Annotated in this window: 18 protein-coding genes and 1 pseudogene; 11 read left to right on the forward strand and 8 right to left on the reverse strand. The window is 51.6% G+C overall.

Annotated elements, in window-relative coordinates:
- The first annotated feature begins 22 nt into the window (after positions 1–22).
- Positions 23–415 (forward strand): DUF5327 family protein, encoded by a 393-nt coding sequence (locus tag BBEV_RS00535; protein WP_069363674.1) that lies wholly within the window; start codon positions 23–25, stop codon positions 413–415.
- Between the two features lie 30 nt (positions 416–445).
- Here the strand turns inward: BBEV_RS00535 and BBEV_RS00540 are convergent, their stop codons facing one another.
- Positions 446–1,072, reverse strand: a complete 627-nt coding sequence (locus BBEV_RS00540) for a GNAT family N-acetyltransferase (protein WP_069363675.1) — start codon at positions 1,070–1,072, stop codon at positions 446–448.
- A gap of 84 nt (positions 1,073–1,156) precedes the next feature.
- On the opposite strand from BBEV_RS00540, the gene BBEV_RS00545 reads away from it, so the two are divergent.
- On the forward strand, positions 1,157–1,528 hold the full coding sequence (locus tag BBEV_RS00545) for a DUF423 domain-containing protein (RefSeq protein WP_084007139.1): 372 nt from the start codon (positions 1,157–1,159) through the stop codon (positions 1,526–1,528).
- A gap of 225 nt (positions 1,529–1,753) precedes the next feature.
- Here the strand turns inward: BBEV_RS00545 and hemQ are convergent, their stop codons facing one another.
- The 3 genes from hemQ to BBEV_RS00560 all read right to left on the reverse strand — a co-directional run bounded on the left by hemQ (position 1,754) and on the right by BBEV_RS00560 (position 5,350).
- Positions 1,754–2,497, reverse strand: coding sequence for a hydrogen peroxide-dependent heme synthase (gene hemQ, locus BBEV_RS00550; protein WP_069363676.1), 744 nt, complete (start codon positions 2,495–2,497; stop codon positions 1,754–1,756).
- Between the two features lie 154 nt (positions 2,498–2,651).
- The gene (locus BBEV_RS00555) at positions 2,652–3,386 is read right to left on the reverse strand and encodes an enoyl-CoA hydratase/isomerase family protein (protein WP_069363677.1); all 735 of its coding nucleotides are present in this window, start codon (positions 3,384–3,386) and stop codon (positions 2,652–2,654) included.
- Positions 3,387–3,424: 38 nt separating this feature from the next.
- The gene (locus BBEV_RS00560) at positions 3,425–5,350 is read right to left on the reverse strand and encodes an oxidoreductase (RefSeq protein ID WP_069363678.1); all 1,926 of its coding nucleotides are present in this window, start codon (positions 5,348–5,350) and stop codon (positions 3,425–3,427) included.
- A 266-nt stretch (positions 5,351–5,616) separates the two neighbouring features.
- Here BBEV_RS00560 and pta point away from each other — a divergent pair, with 266 nt between their 5' ends.
- The 3 genes from pta to BBEV_RS00575 all read left to right on the forward strand — a co-directional run bounded on the left by pta (position 5,617) and on the right by BBEV_RS00575 (position 8,003).
- Positions 5,617–6,594: a phosphate acetyltransferase gene (pta, locus tag BBEV_RS00565; RefSeq protein WP_069363679.1), complete on the forward strand. Its 978-nt coding sequence runs from the start codon at positions 5,617–5,619 to the stop codon at positions 6,592–6,594.
- A 196-nt stretch (positions 6,595–6,790) separates the two neighbouring features.
- Positions 6,791–7,468, forward strand: a complete 678-nt coding sequence (locus tag BBEV_RS00570; RefSeq protein ID WP_069363680.1) for a queuosine precursor transporter — start codon at positions 6,791–6,793, stop codon at positions 7,466–7,468.
- A 49-nt stretch (positions 7,469–7,517) separates the two neighbouring features.
- Positions 7,518–8,003 carry a hypothetical protein gene (locus BBEV_RS00575; RefSeq protein ID WP_069363681.1) on the forward strand — a complete coding sequence of 162 codons (486 nt, stop codon included), beginning with the start codon at positions 7,518–7,520 and terminating at the stop codon, positions 8,001–8,003.
- 25 nt (positions 8,004–8,028) lie between these two features.
- Here the strand turns inward: BBEV_RS00575 and BBEV_RS00580 are convergent, their stop codons facing one another.
- The gene (locus BBEV_RS00580) at positions 8,029–8,862 is read right to left on the reverse strand and encodes a lipoate--protein ligase family protein (RefSeq protein WP_084007140.1); all 834 of its coding nucleotides are present in this window, start codon (positions 8,860–8,862) and stop codon (positions 8,029–8,031) included.
- Between the two features lie 162 nt (positions 8,863–9,024).
- On the opposite strand from BBEV_RS00580, the pseudogene BBEV_RS00585 reads away from it, so the two are divergent.
- Positions 9,025–9,249: pseudogene (locus tag BBEV_RS00585) on the forward strand (DUF1450 domain-containing protein); the annotation flags it as partial.
- 377 nt (positions 9,250–9,626) lie between these two features.
- Positions 9,627–10,937 (forward strand): HD domain-containing protein, encoded by a 1,311-nt coding sequence (locus tag BBEV_RS00590; RefSeq protein ID WP_069363683.1) that lies wholly within the window; start codon positions 9,627–9,629, stop codon positions 10,935–10,937.
- A gap of 80 nt (positions 10,938–11,017) precedes the next feature.
- On the opposite strand, the gene BBEV_RS00595 is transcribed toward BBEV_RS00590, so the two are convergent.
- On the reverse strand, positions 11,018–11,209 hold the full coding sequence (locus BBEV_RS00595) for a 2-hydroxymuconate tautomerase (RefSeq protein ID WP_069363684.1): 192 nt from the start codon (positions 11,207–11,209) through the stop codon (positions 11,018–11,020).
- A 224-nt stretch (positions 11,210–11,433) separates the two neighbouring features.
- Between BBEV_RS00595 and BBEV_RS00600 the strand changes: the two genes are divergently transcribed.
- Entirely contained in the window at positions 11,434–11,943 is a 510-nt protein-coding gene (locus BBEV_RS00600; RefSeq protein ID WP_069366540.1) for a YwhD family protein, read from the forward strand.
- A gap of 111 nt (positions 11,944–12,054) precedes the next feature.
- Here the strand turns inward: BBEV_RS00600 and BBEV_RS00605 are convergent, their stop codons facing one another.
- Complete coding sequence (locus BBEV_RS00605; RefSeq protein ID WP_069363685.1) at positions 12,055–12,855, reverse strand: hypothetical protein; 801 nt, start codon at positions 12,853–12,855, stop codon at positions 12,055–12,057.
- Positions 12,856–12,987: 132 nt separating this feature from the next.
- Between BBEV_RS00605 and speE the strand changes: the two genes are divergently transcribed.
- Both speE and speB read left to right on the forward strand, forming a co-directional pair.
- Complete coding sequence (speE, locus tag BBEV_RS00610) at positions 12,988–13,818, forward strand: polyamine aminopropyltransferase (protein ID WP_069363686.1); 831 nt, start codon at positions 12,988–12,990, stop codon at positions 13,816–13,818.
- Positions 13,819–13,831: 13 nt separating this feature from the next.
- Positions 13,832–14,710 (forward strand): agmatinase, encoded by an 879-nt coding sequence (gene speB, locus BBEV_RS00615; protein ID WP_069363687.1) that lies wholly within the window; start codon positions 13,832–13,834, stop codon positions 14,708–14,710.
- Between the two features lie 134 nt (positions 14,711–14,844).
- On the opposite strand, the gene BBEV_RS00620 is transcribed toward speB, so the two are convergent.
- Entirely contained in the window at positions 14,845–15,996 is a 1,152-nt protein-coding gene (locus BBEV_RS00620) for a M20 family metallopeptidase (protein ID WP_069363688.1), read from the reverse strand.
- A gap of 300 nt (positions 15,997–16,296) precedes the next feature.
- Here BBEV_RS00620 and BBEV_RS00630 point away from each other — a divergent pair, with 300 nt between their 5' ends.
- Entirely contained in the window at positions 16,297–17,958 is a 1,662-nt protein-coding gene (locus tag BBEV_RS00630; RefSeq protein WP_084007143.1) for an ABC transporter substrate-binding protein, read from the forward strand.
- The last annotated feature ends 86 nt before the right edge of the window (positions 17,959–18,044 follow it).

An 18,044-nucleotide genomic window follows, 5' to 3' on the forward strand; every position in this document is an offset into this window, starting at 1 on the left:
TCAGCGATAGGAGGCGAAGGGGATGGACATCCCTGTATCCAAACTGATCAGCAAGATGGAACAAGCGATCGAGCGGATGAAACAATCCGAAGATCAACCCGAAGTGCTCAGTGAGCAGGCGAAGATTATTCAGGCATACAGCGAGTTGTTAACGGAACACAGCCCGCGTTCAGGCGGGAATGTACCGCCTGTGAATCATGCCACTCTTGAAGATTTGGAAAAAACAAAGATGCAAAATCCGCAGTTCGTCCCCGGGAAGCCTGTCGATCCTGAACCGAAAGAGGATCAGGTCGAAGCGTATGAAAAGGGGCAGAAAGTCGGCGATTTGACGCAAGGGAAAACACGGAAAAAAGAGCGGGTCAAAATTTATGATGACGGGGAAGAACCGAAATCGGACAGCCTTCTTGATTTTTAATGCAACTGAATGAAACGAAACCGCAACCTGTCAAAGCAGATTGCGGTTTTGCCATTCCACGATGACCCCGTAGTTCCGGGATTCATCATCGTCCAGGTATTCCGGGATGATCTGTTTCACGGTAAGGCCCTGTTTCAGCATGAAGGTGAGGACACGATCTTTTCGCAGCCCGCTTTGCACTTCGGCTACATAGTCCTTGGCAGCCATATCCTTCGGGGCATGTTGAAAATCCGGAATCCGGCAGCCGGCAACGTAGCGCTTTAAGCCGAGACGCTCGACCATCTTTTTTCGTTCATCATAAAGGGCTTTGGCCACCCCGAAACCCCGGTATTTTGGGCGTACGCAGACATCGATGCCGTAGAGGGTGTCCCCGTTTGGATCATGGCTGTTGCGGATATAACCGTTGTCTGCGACTTCCTCCCACGTGTGGTCAGTTCCGTGGAGGGTTGTGATGAGCGAGGTGGCAGAGCCTGCCGGTTCGTCACCGATCCATGCGATGAGTCCACCATCCGGAAAGGTTTCAGTATGGGCCTGGATGTGTGCTTTATTCCACCAGAGTTCTTCCGGAAATGGTGGGGGAAAAGATTCTTTTTGAATCATGAGCAGATCGTCGAAATCGCTCATGGTGTAATTTCTGACGATGATGTCGTCGCTCATGGCGGGTACCTCCTTCAATGAATGTGCTTTTGTTATGATTGTAAAGAATACCGAAATCATTTGACAAGAAAGAAGGCGATCAGTTTGAAACTTTTTTTAATGCTTGCAGGCGTGAGTGGCTTTTTGTTTGTCGCATTGGGGGCATTTGGTGCCCACGCGTTAAACGATAAACTTGAAGCGATGGGGTACAAAGCAACCTTTGAAACCGGGGTTCAGTACCATATGGTGCATACGCTGGCTCTGGTGGCCGTGGCGATTCTGATGAGCCACCTGAGTACGACCGGTTTGCTGACGGCATCGGGCTGGGCCTTCATTGTCGGGATCATTCTCTTCTCGGGCAGCCTGTACACGCTGAGCCTCACCGGGATCCGGATCTTCGGAGCGATCACACCACTTGGTGGCGTCGCCTTTCTCGCAGGGTGGATCCTGCTCGTTGTGGCCGCGGTGATGGACTGAATCTTTCCTGGTGAAAAAGGGCCAGCGCGACAAGAATGTATTGCTTAGCGAGAATCGTGCCGCACATCGTCAACATGATACATGAAAATAACTTGGCTTCTTGCCAAGCCGATGGCGACAAGCCTGAGTTGCACTTATGCTTCACGCCTTCTGCAAACTTATTCTCACACGAAGTAAAAAAAGACCCTTCACCTGAACTAAAGGTGAGGGGTCTTCAAACGTTCATCACACGTAAAAGTAATCTGCGATTTTTCCTTCTTCAAGCTGCATGCCTACGAAAAACGAACCGAAATCACCGTAGCGTGCGCTGACTTCATCAAAACGCATTTCATAAACGAGTTTCTTAAATTGCAATACGTCGTGGGCGTACAGGGTCACTGCCCATTCCCAGTCGTCAAAACCGACAGAACCGCTGATGATCTGACGCACTTTGCCGGCGTAACTGCGGCCGATCATGCCGTGGCTGCGCATCATCGTCTGGCGGTCTTCCATATCGAGCATATACCAGTTGTCTTCACCATCACGCCGCTTGTCCATCGGATAGAAGCAGACATACTGCCAGGTCGGCAGAATGGGTTTCAGGCGTGCCTGGATTTCCGGATCCTCGTTTGGATCCTTCTCTGCAGGGAGATAATTACTCAACTCAACGACGGAGACGTAAGAATATTTTGGAATCAGGAAGTCGGCCAGCCCGGATTTATTAAAGGCGTTCTCGATATCCTGAAGTTCATCCATCGTCGGTCTCAGCCACATGAACATGATGTCTGCTTTCTGACCCATCATCTTGTAAACCCCGTGGCTGCCTTCGAGCTTCGTCTGTACTTCGTTCCATTTCTCCATATGACTCATGAATTCAGAGATGATATTTTCTCTTGTGGTGGCATCGAGCTTCTTCCAGGATACCCAGTCCACTGTGCGAAGGTCGTGCAGGACGTACCAGCCGTCCAATGTCTTTGCCGGTTCTGCCATTGATGATCACTCCAATTCTCAGTTTCGTTAACCACTGTCCATTATACTGAAATTATTCTAAATAACCAACCGTTAGACACACGGAAAAAGAAAACCCTCTGCGAAAGAACCTCTCAATCGCAAAGGGCATATTCTCAATTAGTCAAACCGGCAGCTATTTCGACAAAAAGGATTTCACTGCCTTTTTATGGGCCTCTGACTGTCCGGCGGCACGCTGCCCCTCGATTTCCTGATTCAGCGTGTCTTCGAGGGAGTGTTCCATCCCGTACTTCATGTTCTTTTTCATCCAGCTGTAGGCCGGCATCGGTGCGCGGCGCAGCTGCATGACGATGTTCACGGGGTTTCCGGTGCCCTGAATCAGACCGGTCTGCATGGCTTCCTGAACGGTAAAAGATTTCCCCGTTCCAAGAGCAATGGCATTCCCGAGTCCGACGAGCCGTGGCAAAAAGTAACTTGCCCCTGCATCCGGTGTTAAACCGATACCGAGAAAACTCAAGGAAAGTTTGGCGTCTTCTTCTGCGTAGCGGATGTCGCAGGCGAGGGCGAGGCTTAGGCCTGCGCCGACGGCTGTTCCGTTAATGTAAGCCACGATTGGTTTTTCGATGGCATCGATCAACTGAATCAAGGGATTGTAATACTCCTCAAGATACGTTCCGTGATCAAAGGAGTCCATCTCCTCCACGGGAATGCTCTTGATATCAGCTCCTGCAGAAAAAGCATCATCGACGCCGGTTAAGACAATCACCTGAACCTCATCATCCCGCCGCGCCTCCTGAAAGGCGTGGTATAAATCCTTGTGCATTTGTTCGTTAATGGCGTTTCTCACTTCCGGGCGGTTCATCTGAATCGTAGCAATACCTGATTCAACAACGTATTCGACCGTTTCCATACTGATTCCCCCTCGTATATCTTACGTAAGCCGTCTGTTTAGATTGTCCGGGCCAGACTGGCCCCATCGTAAATCGCCTGTTTGGCATCCAGGCCGAGAGCATCTTTTGCTCCCCCGATCATGTGCACAATTTTCCCTTTATCTTCAAGTGCATCTGCCAGACCTTTGTTCACGAGCTGACCTGCTGCAAGGACGATGGTGTCCCCGACAGATTCAGCGGGTTGCCCGTCTTTGACAAAACGGATCGTGGCACCAGTAATTTCTTCATAAGATTCTACCTTCCCGATCATGCGGACGCCTTTTTGTTTCAGTTCCATCAAGGTCGCCCAGCGGGTCGTCTTGCCGATTCCCTTTGCAAATGTTTTACTACGCTGTAAGAGCGTCACTTCTTCGGAGCCGTGGTCGAGCATATATAACGCCACGTCACAGGCGACACCACCACCGCCGATGACCGTAACCCGTTTTCCGGGATCGGCCCCTTCAAAGACCTCCCGGTAGCTCAGAACATGCTTACTGTCCACGCCAGGTATTTCCGGCACGCGTGGCGTAATGCCTGTGGCGATGATGACCTCGTCTGCATCCAGGAATACCGGATCCTCCGCGGTGGCCCTTTTCCCAAGCTGAACGTCCACACCGAGCAACGCCAGTTGCACCCGGTAATAGCGGAGTGTCTCATAGAACTCCTTTTTCCCCGGAATGTTTTTTGAGTAATTCAGCTGACCGCCGATTTCATCCTTTTCATCGACAAGCGTTACGTGATGGCCCCGTTCTGCTGCAGCCCGGGCGGCTTCGAGGCCCCCAGGTCCGGCACCGACGATGACAATGTTTTTCGGGGCTTCGGTCTTTACCAGTTTCCAATCCAGCTCCCTGCCTGCTTCGGGATTGACGAGGCATGACGCCGGTTTCATTTCAAAGACATGATCAAGACAGGCCTGATTACAGGCAATGCACGTATTGATCTCATCAAAACGCCCTTCTTTCCCCTTTGTAACGATGGCCGGATCGGCAAGGAATGGCCGCGCCATGGAGACAAGTGAGACGTTGGATTCGGCAATGATCTGTCCCGCGTCCCGGGGATCATTGATGCGGTTGGACGCTACAACCGGGACTTCAACAGCATCGGCAATCTGCTTGGCAACGGGTACGAACTTCATCCGCGGTACTTTCATGGAAATGGTCGGGACCCGGGATTCGTGCCAGCCGATGCCGACGTTCAACGTGTCAGCCCCGGCTTCTTCCAGAGCTTTCGCAAATACCAGCGTCTCCTCTTCGGTTGTACTGCCCTCAACCAGATCGAGACCCGACATGCGGAAAATGACCGGATAATCCGGACCGACGGCATGTCGCACGGCTTTCATGACTTCAAGGGGCATCCGCATCCGTTTCTCAAATGTGCCTCCCCATTCATCATCCCGCTGATTGGTGACCGGAGAGAGGAACTGGTTTAAGAGATACCCTTCAGAACCCATAATTTCAACGGCATGAAAGCCTGCAGCTTTCGCGTTGGCGGCCCCCTTTGCGAAATCGTCAATGGTCCTGCGCACCTCTTGCTCCGTTAATGCCACGGGCATATCGGGGTTAATCGGTGACTGAATCGCGGACGGTGCAACGGGATCGACCTGTGTCAGCGCCTTATACGCGTAGCGCCCCGCATGGAAGAGCTGCAGGGCAATGGCGCTGCCCTCCTCATCGATCGCTTTGGTGAGCGGCTTCCAGCGTTCAATGTCCTCCGGTTCATAAATCGTCATAAATCCGACGCCGCCGCTTCCTTCGGGGTTAACTGCGGCCCCGCCGGTGACAATCAGACCGACGTCATGACGGGCTCTCTCCCTGTAAAATGCAGTGAGCCGCTCATCCCCTCGTTCCAGACTTTCCAGTCCTACGTGCATCGATCCCATGATCACACGGGAGCGAAGCGGTAATCCGTTGATCGTAATCGGGTCAAACAATGCATCAATCGACATGTGTTCGTCCTCCTTCTGAGCAATGTCGCTCGTCCATGGCTGATTCTGCTGGCTGATTCGAAAAACCCCTGGTTAAATGAGTGATTATTCATTCATTATACCGTTCTTTTCCAGTCTTTTTCAAGGTCTGCACGGGATTTTTGACGAAATCATGACAAATGGGGTGTCTGAAAATTTAAACTTCCCGAAAATTGATGCAATCAATTTAAATTTGACTCAAAAACAGGTAAGATAAAGGTTAGTGAGTGAAATAAGGAGGTTTTCCCGTGAGTGATATGTTTACTGCGATCGCTGAAAAAGTAAAAGCAGCCAAACCGGCGATCGTTTTCCCTGAGGGAACAGATGAACGGATACTTGAAGCAACGGTCAGATTGAAACAAGAAGGCATTCTCGAACCGCTGTTGATCGGCGCAGCGGACAAAGTCGAAGCAAAGGCCAAGGAAGCAGGCCTGGACATCAGCGATTTGACCATCTATGATCCAGCTACCTATGAAGGGTTCGACGGACTCGTTGATGCCTTTGTGGAACGACGAAAAGGGAAGAATACAAAAGAAGAGGCCGAAGAGATTCTGAAAACCCCGAACTACTTCGGCACGATGCTCGTCTATACCGGTCTTGCCGGTGGCCTCGTCAGCGGTGCAGCACACGCGACCGGCGATACCGTGCGACCGGCACTGCAGATCATCAAGACGAAAGAGGGCGTGAAGAAGACGTCCGGCGCGTTCGTGATGGTTCGCGGGGACGAACGCTTCATTTTCGGTGACTGTGCGATTAACATTGCACCGGATGCAAATGACATGGCAGAAACAGCTATCGAAGCCGCAAAGACGGCCCGTGTGTTTGACATCGACCCGAAAGTGGCGATGCTCAGCTTCTCCACAAAAGGCTCCGCCGTGAGTCCTGAAACGGAAAAAGTCGTGGAAGCAACGGCCATTGCCAAAGAGAAAGATCCGCAATTGACAGTGGACGGGGAATTTCAATTTGACGCCGCTTTCGTACCGTCAGTTGCCAAAAAGAAAGCACCGGAATCACCGTTAAACGGTGAAGCGAACACGTTTATTTTCCCGAGCCTTGAATCAGGCAACATCGGCTATAAAATCGCCCAGCGACTCGGCGGGTTTGAAGCGATCGGTCCGATCCTTCAAGGCCTCAATAAGCCGGTGAACGACCTCTCCCGCGGATGTAACGTGGAAGACGTCTACAAACTGTCCCTCATCACCGCTATGCAGGGTCTGGCAGACTAAGGCCCGTGAGCGTCACGTTGTTCATACGATAAAGAGCGGACCATCGCGCCGCTCTTTTTCCGTTTGAATCGAAAAGGAAGACAGTTGCAGGTGAGAGGTTCATTCCGGACATCGCATCAATCGCACCAAAAAAATCTTTGCATTTCGCAGTTCGAAACCATCCTGCGTGATCAAAACTAGGGAGTGTTATAGTCATATGCCAAACGAAATCTTATGGCTCATCTTTGCGGTGGCCAACTTCAGTATGCTGCTCGTCTTTTACCGGCTTTTCGGCCGGACGGGACTGTTTGTCTGGATCGGGTTTTCCACGGTTCTGGCCAACATGCAGGTGTTAAAACTCGTTGAAATTTTTGGCCTTGTCGCCACACTGGGGAATATCATGTATGGAACCGTGTTCCTGGCGACGGATATCCTCAATGAAAAATATGGGAAGAAAGAAGCGCGCAGAGCGGTCTGGTTCGGGTTCAGTTCCCTGATCGCTGCGACCATCATCATGCAGTTTGTCGTGGCGTTCATTCCGCACGCCGATGACTGGGCGCACCCGCATCTGGCAGAGATCTTTGACTTGCTGCCGCAGGTCGCCATCGGCAGTCTTGCGGCTTACCTGATCAGTCAGCTGATGGACGTGCAGATCTATGCCTTTTTCAAAAAAATCTTTGCGAAACCGTCCCAGCTCTGGATGCGTAATACCTTCAGTACGGCGATCAGCCAGTTTATCGATACGGTGATCTTCTGTACCATTGCCTTTTGGGGCTGGTATTCGTTTGGCGTCTGGTTCGAGATTCTTTTGACGACCTACATCATCAAATTTATCGTGTCACTGATTGATACACCGTTCATTTATATTGCCCGCTGGTTGAAACCGAAAGATTGAATCGGTTCACCCCTGGAACAGCGGGCGCCTGACGGAAAGGAGATTTTCCATGAAGAATAAATTGCTGATTGTGTTCGGCATCACGGGCCTGTTTGCGATGAATTTTATGCTCATCACGATTTACAATGTCTTTACATCCAGTGAATTCGACTTGTCTGATGCTGCAGCACTGTATATCGAGGAAGACGAAGAGCTCGCGAACCTGGACGTGGAGGAACGCAGGTACTGGGAAGGGGACATGAGAGCCTTCTCCTTCCTTGCCCATGACGGGGAGGTCAGCATGATTCTCTTTAAGGAGAATCTGTTCGGCTGGAGCGGTGAAGACCACTGGCTGATGGCCTCCGGGCGCAATGAACCGCTAATGCTCCGTGATGAGGACCTCATCGCCGGTGTTTTGCAGGACAATCAAGAAGAGGTCCTCATCAACGGTGAATCTCCGGAGTACATCGAGGTCAATGACCGGATGGTGTGGGTGATGAGTTACCGCGATACAGAATTTCCAGGAGACATCACGATCGAATATGAAGCCGGATAGACCAAAAAACGAGGACATTCCCCGGTTACCGGGTGATGTCCTCGTTTCGTTTTTTCATCCGCTTCAGGTGGTTCTCAAAAAGGGGGCGTGTTGTAGCGTCCAGTGTCCAGGGCAAAAGTGTATCTCCGAGCTCTTCGAGGAGTGTCAGAACCCGCGAAGTAACCGTATCCACCGAGTACGTCACCCCGGTTAATTCCGCCAGAGAAGCCATCGTCTCCGGTTCAATCCTCGGGTAGTGGAATTTCACTTCACCGCCGGATGCGGCCAGGGCGTAAAACGCACGGATCAGGTCCGCCCGTTTGGAACCACTGCCAGCGATCGCAAGGTAGATCTGCACGGCTATGCCCCCGCGGATCCGCCGCTGGGAGATACCTGCGAATTTCCGGCCGCCGATACTGAGGTCATAGCGGCCCGGGCAGTAGGACGTGGGAATTTCGCCATCTGTGATGGCCTCTCCTGTTTCGGGAAAGAGCTGCCGGACCAGCGTGACCATCTGTTCGTAGCCCCGGTCGATGCTGAGCCCTTTGTCTTCCGGAAAGATGAGCGAGAGGTTGTAGACCCCTTCGTCAAGTACCACCGCGAGGCCCCCGGAATTCCGTGCGATGACGTCATACCCTTGTTCACGCAAAAAAGCGATGCCGTCCTGGATCGAAGGAAGGCGGGTATCCTGAATGCCAAGCACCACCGTTGGCCGGTGCACCCAGCCTCGGACGTAACCGGTGTTTTGTTGTTGTCCGGCCAGCTGACACAGCGTATCATCTATGGCAAAGGCATTCATGACGCTGCCCGATTCAAAAGGGTCTGTGTGATCGAGCCAATGCCAGGTGGCCCGGTGCAGATTCAGTTTCAGTGGCTCCATCGCGATTCAACTCCAGGATATCAGGGTTGTGAAAAGCAGTTCTTAGGTCACTGCATTTTCAATCTCGAGCATTATACCATATTTCCCACGCGAAACCATTGCATTTACCCCCTCATCGGGAGTAAAATACAGCGTAGTCCAATTAGTAAGGAAGTGGTGAACATGGGCAACAAATTTGCCATATGTGACGATTGCCAGGCCACCAATCTGAAAACATTACGACGTAAACTCGAAAAACTCGATCCCGAAGCGGACATCCATGTCGGCTGCCAGTCCTACTGCGGCCCCGGACGAAAAAAACCGTTCACGTTCGTCAACGAACGGGCGATATCCGCTCCAGACGAAGATCAGCTCATTGCAAAAGTCGAAAAACGGATGAAAAAGCCAGTGGCAAAATAGATTCAGATGAAAAAGAGCAGCCTTCGGGTTGCTCTTTTGCTATTCACTCGGAGCGCAGTGAACGGTTCGTACTTTTGATGAACAGACCCAACTGTTGATGAACAAAGCCCCGAATCGTCAGCCATCGGGCGTCCAGATGGATGAAACGCGAAACATCAACAGATGTCCCTTGGAAAACAGGTTGTTATCAGCTGTTTTTCAAAACATCAGGACAGATTGGTTTCAAGAGTCGCTCAGGTCTCTGAGCCAATCGCAAGAACCAAAGCATGCTTGACCGGTTTGGATTTTACTTTCTGGTTTCTCCTTCGTATAATTGGCAGTAAGCATACAGATGCAGCGTTTAAATACAGGGAGGCATACATATCATGACCAACAGGCCTGATGGCACACTCAGTGAGGAAAAGGTATTCAAGGATCCGGTCCACCGCTATATCCATATCCAGGATGAGCTGATCTGGCAACTGATCGGAACGAAGGAGTTCCAGCGTCTGCGCAGAATCCGTCAGCTGGGTACGACCTTTATGACCTTTCACGGGGCAGAGCATACCCGCTTCAACCATTCGCTCGGCGTCTATGAAATCATGCGCCGGATGATTCAGACGCTCGAGCAAAAAGAAGCCTGGGACAAGGACGAACGGCTCGTTGCCCTGGCTGCAGCGCTCTTGCACGATGTGGGGCACGGTCCTTTTTCTCATTCCTTCGAAAATGTCTTTGACATGGATCATGAAGCATGGACCCGGAAGATTCTGCTCGGGGATACCGAAATCAATGCGCTTCTCAGCAAAATGGATCCGCGTTTTCCCGAGAAAGTAGCCCAGGTGATCGCGAAGGAGTATGATAACAAGCTATTAGTCAGCCTGATCTCGAGTCAGATCGATGCCGACCGGATGGATTACCTTCTCAGGGATGCTTTTTATACCGGTGTCAGCTATGGCCACTTTGATATGGAGCGGCTCTTACGGGTGATCCGTACAGACAGCAACCAGGCCGTCTTTAAGCACAGCGGGATGCATGCCGTCGAAGACTACATCATGAGCCGGTACCAGATGTACTGGCAGGTCTATTTTCACCCGGTGACAAGAAGCGCCGAGGTTATTTTGACGAAGATCCTTCACCGCGCCCGCTACCTGATGGAGACAGGCTATACCTTCCGCCTGAACCCGAGCCACTTCAGAACGATGTTTGAAGGCGAGGCGACTTTGACAGATTATCTGAAACTCGACGAATCCGTCGTCATGTTCTATTTTCAGGAATGGGAGGACGAACGGGACCCGATTTTAAGCGATCTCTGCCGCCGCTTTATGCACCGGCGCCTGTTGAAGTACGTGGAATGCACCCCGGAGAAACTCGCAGAAAAAAAGGGCAAAATCGCCCAGTCTTTCGAAGCCCTCGGCGTCGATCCGGACTGGTATCTCGTACACGATTCCTCTTCAGATCTGCCCTATGATTTCTACCGGCCGGGAACAGAGCCTGCCAGTGAGCGCGTGCCGATATATCTGTTGATGCCCGACGGCTCGAAACGGGAACTCTCCCGTGAATCAGACATCGTTCTCGCGATCTCCGGCAAAAAGCGGACGGACCACAAATTTTATTACCCTGGCGATGTCCTCGACGAAGCCGGGAACGATCACCCGGAAGTCATCCGTATCCGCCAGCTGCTTGGCAGTCTCTATTGATGAAAACATGATGAGAACAAAAACAATCCCCCTGAAAAAAGGCAATCTGCCTTGTTACAGGGGGATTCACTGGTGTTGGGTTAATTCATCTTATCGGCCACGCGCTGGCCGCCCATTCCGAAATTCTCAGGCTTCATCTCCTCGATGACCACAGACACACGCTCATCCGGCGCACCGGTCGTTTTTGTCACAGCCTTGGTCACTTCCTCCACCAACGCCTTCTTCTGCTCATCCGTACGTCCTTCAAGCATCTTGACGGTTACAATTGGCATCGTTTCACTCCCCCTTCCATGAACTGAATACAACTTCCCACAGCACAGCATTCGACTTAGTGCCCCTGAAATCCTGCCACATGCGTGAAAAAATCAAAACTGTGCAGGCCGATAGCCGTGGAACGCCTTCTTGTGATAAACTGAAAGTTGGATACTACCCAAGAGAGGAGCGTCATCTCATGAACGAAAAAGACAAGGAAAAAAATGAACGGATTAAAAATATGATGGGCAGCTCGAAGCAAAAAGGCGGCGGCTTTAACATTTTGAATAACGACTCCACGGATGGCCACGGCGGATATGGTGTCGGCACCGTCTCACTGAACAACATGTCCCCGGTCTTTATCGATGTGGAAGACGGCGATGCTTTTGTCGATATGGGTGCTTTGCATGCGAGAAGCAGTGTGGAAAAAGGGATCAAATTCCTGAAAGATAAAAACGAGGTGCCAAACGGCAGACCGTTCTGGCTCGTCTGGGTGCAGACGGACATGTTAAACGGCGGACCCGCCTATGCGGGGGTTGCGGCCTGCGAAATGACCGTGGACCGCGAGATTCGACGAGGCTACAAAAGCCTGCCGGAACACGTCAACAATATGGATAAAGCCATGAAAGGACGGATCCTTGTTGAACAGATGGATGACAAGTCCAAAGACATCCTCAGAAACTACCTTGAGACCTTCAACCAGGAGATGTGGGACCGTTCATCTGACGAACTGAAAAACGGGCTTGCAACCTGATAAATGGTCTTGCGGAAAGCCTTGAGGTTTTGTAAAATTTAAGTGGATTCTGAAATGTGTGAAAGTAAAAAAGACGAAGGCTCTGCCCTTCGTCTTTTTCGATGAACGGATTCAGGTGGTTTCGGTGGGAAACACCAGGCTTCTCGCCTTCTCAAGCATGAGTGCCAGTGCGAACATGAAACCTGTGACGACAAAGAGGTATACCGGCGTCATGAGGATGACGAGTGCGGGCATGGCCAGGTAGTTCACGATAAAGCCGATCAGAGCTGTAGCGGCTGCCATCGCAAAGAGCAAAACAATGAGCTCACCGCCGGTCTCTTTGAAATAGGCAAAGGACTGTCCGATTGCATCAAAGATTCCGATGTCGTCCGCGATGATGGTGAATTCGAGGTAAATGAACATCACCCGCAGGATCAACACGCCAATTCCGACGAGAATGAGCCCGAATAAACCGAAAAAACTCATCAGTATCAGCGGGACAATGAGCAGGACGATCAGGAGCACATAAAGCAGTAAAAAGCGCACCCAAAATCGTTTGGCGCCCGTGAGGAAATTTTCGAACGTGACGTCACCGTTCCCCGAAGCACCTTGCCAGATCAGGTGGAAAAAGCCGGCTTCGACCAGGACGCCCACAAACATGAAAAGGAGGAGAAACAGCAGGAGCCCAGCGGTAATACCTGCACCAGGAACGTTCATCTCCACATTCATTGCCAACAGTTCATTGGGTTCTGTGAGAATGTCATTGATGGAAGGAAACAACGGACCGATGGAGACAATCTGGTAGGTGACCGTCTGTTGCATTGAATAACCTGCAACACCAAAAGTAAAGACCAGTGAAATCAAGTCCAGTACCGCAGGATAGAGCAGGACTTGCCATTTTTCTCTGGCCAGAGAAAAACCGTTTAAAATCATGGTAACATCCTTTCAACAGTGAGCGTGATGAAGTACAGTTAAAGAATACCATTTATAGGAATTGAATACCAGATGGACGTTCGAGTCCTGGATCATGTGCGATTATATTCCGAACAGGAGAGATGAAGACCTATGAGTATCTGGTTTACAGAAAAACAAACCGAACATTTCGGTATCACCGCGCGCATCACGAAAACCTACGTGAGCGAACAGACAGACTTCCAGCAGCTGGACATGGTGGAGACCGCTGAATTCGGCAATATGCTGCTGTTGGACGGCATGGTCATGACGACCGAGAAAGACGAATTCGTATACCACGAAATGGTGGCCCACGTGCCCCTGCACACCCACCCGAATCCGGAACACGTACTGGTTGTCGGCGGCGGCGACGGCGGGGTGATCCGTGAAATCCTCAAGCACCCGGAAGTGAAGAAAGCCACCCTCGTTGAAATCGACGGGAAAGTCATTGAGTATTCAAAGCAGTATTTACCGACGATTGCCGGCGCATTGGATGATCCCCGCGTGGACGTTCAGGTGGCGGACGGTTTTATGCATATCGCCAAGAGCGAAAATGAATACGATGTGATCATGGTCGACTCCACAGAACCCGTGGGACCGGCTGTGAACCTGTTTACAAAAGGGTTCTACGAAGGCATCAGCAAGGCGCTGAAAGAAGACGGCGTCTTCGTCGCGCAGACCGATAACCCGTGGTTTCAAAAAAGTCTGATCAAGACGGTATTCAAAGACGTCAGTGAGACGTTTCCGGTCACGAGGCTCTACACGGCAAACATCCCGACGTACCCGAGCGGGTTGTGGAGCTTCACCATCGGCTCGAAAAAGCATGACCCGCTGGACGTAAGCGATGAGCGGTTTCATGACCTTGCTACCCAGTACTACACCCCTGCCATTCACAAGGCGGCTTTTGCGCTGCCGAAATTCGTGCAGGAACTGACGGAATCCTGAGGGGGAAAAGCAGATGAATTTTTTTGATGAAGGCTACTCCGGACGAACCTACATCCTTGCCAGCAAAAGCTATGACAATGCCGATACGGTCCTCTTTGGGATGCCGATGGACTGGACGGTCAGCTTCCGCCCCGGGTCAAGATTCGGCCCGAACCGGGTTCGCGAAGCATCCATCGGCCTCGAAGAATACAGTGTGCACCAGAACAAGACCCTGGAAGACTTGAAGATGCATGATGCCGGGGATATGCTGTTGCCGTTTGGTAATGCGGCAAAAAGCATCGACATGATTGAAGCCTGGGTCGATCAGCTCCTTTCTGACGGGAAATTTCCACTGGGCATCGGTGGCGAACACCTCGTGACCTGGCCGGTCATCCGCGCTTTTTCCAAGAAGTATCAAGACCTGGCGATCATTCATATTGATGCCCATGCCGACTTGCGGGAACATTATGAAGGCGAGAAACTGTCTCACTCCACGCCGATGCGTAAGGCGTGTGAACTGCTGGGGCCGGAGAATGTCTACTCCTTCGGGATCCGCTCCGGGATGAAAGAGGAATTCGACTATGCGGCTGAATCCGGCATGTTCATGGCGAAATACGATGTGCTCGAACCACTGAAGAAAAAACTGCCGGAGCTCGCCGGCCGGCCTGTATATCTCACCATCGACATCGATGTCCTTGACCCCGCGCATGCACCCGGAACCGGGACGTGCGAAGCAGGGGGCATCACGAGCCGGGAACTCATCGAAGCGATCGGCGCCATCAGTCAGTCCGATGCTCTCGTCGTCGGGGCAGACCTGGTGGAAGTGGCGCCTGCCTATGACCCGGCAGACATCACGGCCATCGCCGCCAGTAAAATGATCCGTGAAATGCTCCTTGGTTTTACAGGGAAATAACGAGAAACAAGACTGGGACAATACCCGGTACAGGAAGGCCCTCACCGCAATTTGGTGAGGGCCTTTTGGATCGATGGGCTGATGGTGCCACACGGCAGTCGCTTGTTTCTGCGGTGAATCATTTCAGTAACGGATCAGCCTCGTTGAAATCCTTCTGTTCCGATTCGCTTCAAGGTCTCGGCAATCATGGCGGTCCGTTTCGGCATCTCGCCGATCACGATATGTTCATGGTTTGCATGGGCACCGTCCCCGATTCCGCCAAGTCCGTCAATGGTCGGCACACCCATCCCTGACGTGAAATTCCCGTCACTGCCCCCGCCGATGTGGGCCTCATCAATTTCAAAGCCAACGGTCCAGGCGGCCTCCTGCATGATCCGAAACAACGCTACGGTATCCGGGGTGCGCTCCATTGGAGGGCGGTTCAGTTCCCCGTTGATCTCCAAGGTCACCCCTTCGGTGAACGGCGTCAGTCCTTCGACGGCCTTGACCATGCGCTCGGCTTCCTCAGACGTTTTCACACGAAAATCAATCGAGGCCCTGGCATAGTCCGGAACGACATTCACCCGGCCACCGCCTTCCACAATACCGATGCTCACCGTTGTACCGATACTGTAATCCGTCATCCCCTCGAGGTGAAGAATCTGGTGGGCCAGCTCTTTTATGGCACTGCGCCCGGCTTGATGATGGCTTCCGGCATGACTGGAATGGCCGCGGACAATGAGCTCATAAATGCCCACACCGCTTCTCGAGGTCTTCAAGGCACCATTGTCGTGCACAGGGCCCTCCGTGACGAGCACGAGGTCTGCATCCTTTGCGGTTTCTTTAATCAGTGCTTTGGAACTGAGGCTCCCGATTTCTTCATCCGACGTACAGAGTACATCAATCGTCAGACCATCGAAACCGCCGGTCGTCTCTTTGAGGGCCTTCATCGCCCACATCGCCTGGATGATGCCGCTCTTCATATCAAAAGGGCCAGGGCCGTAGAGCTTACCGTCACGTTCTTCGATGGGCAGCTTGCCTTTGTCCCAGACGGTGTCAAAGTGAACGAGGAACAAGACCCGGGTCTTGCCGTCTCCGAGGGTGAATTTGAAGTGATCCCCCTGTCTTTCTTCAGGAAAGATCTCAGGCTGAACGCCAAACGCATCATAGAACATGCGCTGAATGAGCCTGCCGCAGTGATCCACCGCTTCTTTGTCCTGTGTGGGTGACTCTGCTTTGACCAGTTTCACGAGATCTTCCGTCATGTGATTCACATGTGAACTTAAGTATTTGTGTAATTCTCCCATCATAAACCTCCATTTCATCGAACCGAATGAATGTATACTACAATTATTTTTCGGAAAATTCAACGTCGTCAGATTTTTTCACAAAAAAATTTTCAAAGCCGAATCGTGCAGAAATCCTGTTATGGCGGGAATCATTGGCGAAAGTTGTCGAATGAATACTTATTCATTTGTTGAACTATTTGAAATTGTCTTGCAATTGCAAAAAAAGATGGTAAATTTGATGTATCGAAAATTTAAGTGCTGCTTCATTTATCTCGAAAGATTGAAGCAGGATGAAAATTACAAATTGGAGGGGTCCATGTGAAGAAAGCAATGAAAATGCGTGCCGCCTGGCTGTCTGTTGCAGGTTTGACACTGCTCGCTGCCTGTGGAGGCAACGACGACAACGAGGCAAACAATGAAAACGCGGGTGCCGGGAACGATGACGACAACGCAGAAGTGAATGACAACAACGACGGCAACAATGAAGACGTCGATGAGGATCTCGCTGGAGCCAATGAAATGCTCGATGACGGGACGCTGGTGATTGCCATGGGTACGGACATGGTTTCCTGGGACGTGCACGATCACGGGAATACGTCCACGGAAGCAGTCCACGTCAACGTATTTGACTACATGTTCAAGCGGGCTGAAGGAACGATGGACATCGAACCGCACCTGGTTGATGAGTACGAAACCATTGAAGATGACGTGTGGGAATTCACACTTCGTGACGATGTATACTTCCACAACGGTGATCAGTTGACCGCCGAAGACGTGAAATTCACCTTTGACCGCGTACTCGGGGATGAATCCCTTTCTGAACACGCCCGTTTTACACAACTGGGTGAGATTGAAATCGTTGACGAATTTACGCTTCGATTCAACACAGATGGCCCTCAGCCAACGATCTTAAACCGCCTCGCTCAAACAGGCGCGAGCATCATTCCGAAAGATTATATTGAAGAGAATGGCATCGAAGAGTTTCTTGAGAACCCGATCGGTTCCGGACCTTATGAATACGACGAATGGATCCGCGATGACCGCGTTGTTCTTACGAAAAATGATAACTACTTCCTCGGTGATGATTACACGGAGTGGGATGAAGTCGTGTTCCGCGCCGTACCGGAATCCTCTACACGGGTTGGTGAACTCCTGACGGGTGGCGCGCACGTTGTAACGGATGTGCCGCCGAACGAATGGCCACGAGTGGATGACAACCCGGGTACAAGCCATGTGACGGCAGAGTCCAACCGGACGATGCTGATCATTGCCAGACAGACGGAAGGATCACCAGGCTCGGACCCGCGGGTTCTAGAAGCCATCGAATATGCGATTGACAATGAAGCCATCACCGAGCAGGTCATGAGCGGATCAGCTGTACCGACAAGGACACGGGTACTTCCGGGTAACGTCGGCGCGAACGAAGAGCTCTTTGACACGTATCTCTACGATCCGGACCGCTCCCGCGAACTGCTTGCAGAAGCCGGTTATGAGGACGGCCTTGAACTGACACTGCAATCCCCGCAGGGACGTTACCTGATGGACTCGGACATTGCCGAAGTGATCGCCGGCATGGTCGGGGAAGTCGGCATTGACCTGAACGTGGAATTCCTGGAGTGGAGCCAGTTCATCGAGCACTACCAGAACAACACAAACGAAGACCTGATGCTGCTCGGTCTTGCCACATCCCTTTACGATGCTGCACAGGCGCTTGATCATTACTATTCCGATTCACCGCTCAATGAAGGCCGTATGGACTGGGTGAACGAAGAGTTTGACGAATTGTTCTTCGACGCTGAGACGAATATGGACCCTGAATCGCGTGTGGAGCAATATCACGAAGCGCAGGAGCTCGTCGCTGAAGGACGACCGCACATCTACCTGCATTCCATCAATATGAACTTCGGTGTGAACGACGAACTGGACTACACACCGCGTCACGATGAAATTTACTACGTCAATGAAATCCGAAGACGTTAATCATTCATCCCCCTTTGAATGAGTCGTATAGAAGAGGAATGGCTACATCAGAATTGGGCGGTCACTCGGGTGGCCGTCCCCTCCTC

The sequence above is a fragment of the Salisediminibacterium beveridgei genome (assembly GCF_001721685.1).
GTDB classification, from domain to species: domain Bacteria; phylum Bacillota; class Bacilli; order Bacillales; family Salisediminibacteriaceae; genus Salisediminibacterium; species Salisediminibacterium beveridgei.